General features: G+C 59.2%; 2 protein-coding genes. One reads left to right on the top strand and one right to left on the bottom strand.

What is annotated here, in order from left to right; translation table 11 throughout:
- Nucleotides 1-3,485 (bottom strand): DUF6531 domain-containing protein (locus HX846_RS28915; RefSeq protein WP_178966643.1); only part of this gene is annotated, 3,485 nt, incomplete at its 3' end.
- 338 nt (nucleotides 3,486-3,823) lie between these two features.
- Between HX846_RS28915 and HX846_RS28910 the strand changes: the two genes are divergently transcribed.
- A partial coding sequence (locus HX846_RS28910) for an amidase (protein ID WP_178966640.1) occupies nucleotides 3,824-4,321 on the top strand: 498 nt, incomplete at its 3' end.

The raw sequence follows: 4,321 nt of genomic DNA, 5'->3' as shown, positions 1-4,321 counted from the left end.
TCGTGCGAGTGGTTGGCGCGGGTCAGGCGGTCGAGTGGGTCGTAGTGGTAGTCGTGCTGACCTTTTCGAGTGTCGAGGATGCGGGTGAGGTTGCCGCGTTTGTCGTAGTTGTATTGGCGGCGCTGGTGGCGTTGTTCCTGTTGGGTGATCGCGTGGGCGTGCAGGCGGCCCTGGTCGTCATAGTGGTAGTGGCTGAGGAGTTGGCCCTGCTGGCGTTGGTGTTCGCGGCCGGATTTGAACAGGTGCGAGGTGAGCAGGTTACCGTTGAGTTCGACGGTGGCGAGGTCGCCGCCTTTGTCGTGGTGAAAGGTGAGGCGGTTGTTATCCGGAAGGCGTAGTTTTTCGAGTTGGCCGCATTCGTCGTATCCATAGCGCAACGTGCCCCAGCCCTGGTGTTCGGCGGTGAGGCGGTTTTGCAGGTCGTATTCGTAATGCAGCGGCCAATGACCGTCGTCGACGCTGAGGAGATTGCCGAGGCGGTCGTAGGTGTAATCGACAATGCTGCGGTCGGGCAGGGTTTTTCTTACGAGGCGACCGGCAGCATCGCGCGCATAACCGGTAACCAACTGACTGCCGTCATCGCCGTATTCGGTCTTTTCCAGCAGATGCCCGGCGAGGTCGTAGGCATAGGCGGTGCGGCGGCCATCAAACCCGGTTTCCTGCTGGATCAGGCCGTTGGCGTGATAGTCGAGCCGATAGGTTTCGCCGACCTCGTTTTCAATCTCGGTCAGTAACAACCGAACATTGTCATAACGGTATTTAAGCTGCGTGCCGTCCGGATTAATCCGGCGGCTGATCAGGTGCAGACCATCGGCGTATTCGTAGCGGGTGACGCGGCCCAACTCGTCGCGCTCAGCAGTGATTTTTCCGTACGGGTTGTAGCTGAATTCGCGTGTGGCCCCGTCAGGCTGAATCACTTTCAGCAAACGACCTACGGCGTCCCACTGATACTGGGTCAGCGCACCATGCTCATCCTCGCAAGCCACCTGCCGCCCCAGCTCGTCATAGCGATAACGCCGCACACCGCCATTCGCCAGTTTTTCCTCAATGAGCTGGCCGCGTTCGTTCCAGATAAAGCGTTGGCTGCTGTTATCCGGATACCAAACACCCGTAAGCTTTCCGTGTTGGGTGTAGGTGTATTCGGTGTAATTGCCGTCCGGATCAGTCTTGCGAGTGATATCGCCTTGATCGTTACGCTGGTATTTCCACACCGCATCACCACGGCGCACAACCCGTACGAACCCGTTGTCATGCTCGTAGGACGTCGGCGTATCGTCCCCGGGAAACAGCGCAATCAACCGACCGGCTTCGTCGTACTGATAGGCCGTCACCGCTCCCAGTGGATTCTGCTCGACCGTCAGCCGGCCTTTTTCGTCGTAGGATTTGAAGTGCTGCGCGCCGTCCGGATCGATCCGCTGCACCAGCCGTGCGCGCTGGTCGTGGACGTAGACTTCCTGGCTGCCATCGGCGTTGTGCACGGTGACCGTGCCGTTGTCGTCCCACACATACCGCGTGTCCATCTGCGAAAAGCTGGCCCAGTGCCGGACACATCGCGCTGCCTTGCCAGACCGTTCCCACTCCCAGAAGAAACTCGCCCCACCGGCCAGTTCCCGCTCCAGGATCACCTGCTGATCGTCGTACCGATAACGCTCGCTTTCGCCTACCGCGTTGGTCGCCTCAACCAACCGCCAGGCATCGTCGTACGTGTAGGAAACAACGTTCTGTTCGGTGACCCAGCCCGGCTCCCGCTGCACCTGATAGTCGACGGCAACGATATGGCCGCGCTCATATCGCAGCAGCAATGCCTGGCCAACATGGTTATCGATCCGCTGAATCCGCCCGGAATAATCGCGAGCAATGCGCAGCCGGTTGTCGTAAGCATCGCTGATCGCCGTCAGCACACCGTCACGGAAGTGGTAGAAAAGCGACGCCTGAGCCAGCACCCATTCATCCGGCAAAGCACCCAGATAAATCGCCGCTTCCGCCAGGCTATTGGTGATGGCCGGCCGTGCAGCAGAGGGCAGGGGAAAGGTGGTGCTGCGGTTCTCGTGATCGGTCCACACCACCGATTCGCCGCTCACCACCAAGCGCTGCGCCAGCGCATGACTCCAGCCAAACCCCAACCCGCAATCCACTTCGACGGCACTGCTGCGATACAACCGCGTCCAGGCAAATGGCAGCACACCCTCCAACGAGCCATCCGTGAGGGTCAGCAGCTCCTCACCAGTAACCATCGATACCGGGCAGCCATTGGTACAGGTATTCGCCGAACAGACCGAAGCATCCCCATTGGGGTTTTTCGCCGAAGCCGGGGCATCATCCACATGTTCTTGCTTCACCAGCGCCGTGCGTGCCGCTTTAGGCTTTCGGACCAGCGCTGCCGGATTCGAAACCTCGTTTACACCGGCCTTCAACGGCACGGCCGCTGCCTTGATCGACACTGGATCATTTTTAAGCGACACCGGCTTAAGCACACTGGGGTGCCAGTCCAGCCGTGGTGCCTCGCCCAACTTGGCCATCTGCTCGAGTAACACCCGTGCCCGGCCGGACCTGACCTTGCCCAGCACCTGCGGGCCCAAACGCACCGCCACACCCATGCCGCCGGTGGCCAACAGCAACAGCAGGTTGAGCAGTACCTCGGAAGTCATTTCCCCCAGCAGCTCGTTCATGTCCGGCGGCGGAAGCAATTGCGCCCAACTGAACATCGCCGACAGATAGATGAACAGCAGCGGTTCATCGCTCAGCACCAGAAGACCGTTGGCAATGGCCTCATTGCTGAGCTTCAACAGCTCTTCAAGCTCGCCTTGGGAGAGGTACTGCAGCAACTTTTCGCTATTGGGTTTGATGTCCGCCAGCCAGTCGTACAGGTTTGGAATACCGTCCCAAAGGCTGTACAGCGTGTTCGTAATCCCTCGCACAAACGCGGCGTCCATCAACTTGCGACGGTCGAGGGCGCTGGCGTTTGAGTACTGTTTCCACTGCTCTTCGAAGGTGCTCGTCCATTCACTGCGCAAGCTGCTTTCCAGTGAGCTGATCACCGACTGATAGGAGGCGTAGAGCGCCTTGACGTGATCCTTGGAAACATCGGGGTAGAAGCTGACCTGATACTGCTGGTCGCGCGTGCAGTCGGTGATTTCGAGGATGCCGCTGGGGCCGATGATTTTATGAATGGGGGGACCGATCAGGCTGCCGTCCTCGGCGATGGCCTGGAGCATGACCGGCGTGTTGCCGATCGGCACAAACCGCTTGCTCTCAAACATATGCACCAGGGTCAGCGCACCATTGGGTTTGCACATTGCAACGGTGGTACTGGGGGCTTTAGAGGAAACAGGCGCGACCAGCGCGACCTCATCCCCAACCTTGAACACCTGCTCGACTTCCAGCGACGAAAAGCTCCAGAAGCTCTCAGCCCAATCGTCAAACGAGTTAAGGCACTCCCTGAAATTACGAAAGACCGCTTCAACCTCCTTCGTCTCCACATCCATGGGAGCCAGGGCCAACCTGCCTAGGGCGGGATTCAAGAGGCAGCCCCATCGGGCAGGGCATTAATCGAAAAAAACATCGGCGTTCCCTCGCGCTGTGTGGTCAGGCGAGGGACTTTGCAGAGGTTTGTAAGAGAAAGAAGTCAGAGCTATCCACTGCTACTGATAGGACGTTTCGCCAAATTCCCGGCTAAACCGACCCGTTTTCGTAAGCCAAATCTCCGACAAAAATAAAACCCACAAAACCCACATACGCAACAAATCCAACTTGACAGCTTCCATTCCCTTGGCGTCTATTGACGTACCCGCTGGATCATTTCGCAGATGTCCCAGGATGCTCAATGAAGACTGATACCTCACTGACCCACATGCCCAGCGTCCTGCACGCAGCCGAAAGCATCCGCCAAGGCACACTGACCCCTGTGCAACTGGTCGAGCGAAGCCTCGAAGCCATCAAAACCCACAATCCCACACTGAATGCCTTCGGCGACGTCTACACCGAATTCGCGCGGGAGCAGGCTGAAATCCTGACCGCAGAAGCGCAGGCCAACCAATTTCGTGGCCCGCTCCACGGCATCCCCTTCGGCATCAAAGACCTGTTCTCCACCGCCAATCTGCGCACCACCCGCGGTTCGCTGACCGGCCTGGACAACGTCCCCACCCAGGACGCCCCGATCATCCGCCGCCTCAAGGAGGCCGGCGCGATCATCCTCGGCAAGACCGCCACCACCGAATTCGGCTGGACCGGCGCCAGCACCTCCCGGGTTTTCGGCAATGGCCGCAACCCCTGGAACCCCCAGCTCACCAGCGGAGGATCCAGTTCCGGCTCGGCCATTGCG

Origin of the sequence: Pseudomonas sp. K5002 (genome assembly GCF_013386655.1) — a bacterium.
Lineage (GTDB): Bacteria > Pseudomonadota > Gammaproteobacteria > Pseudomonadales > Pseudomonadaceae > Aquipseudomonas.
Note: the sequence above shows the minus strand (reverse complement) of the source record. Positions and strands in the feature narration are given on the sequence as shown.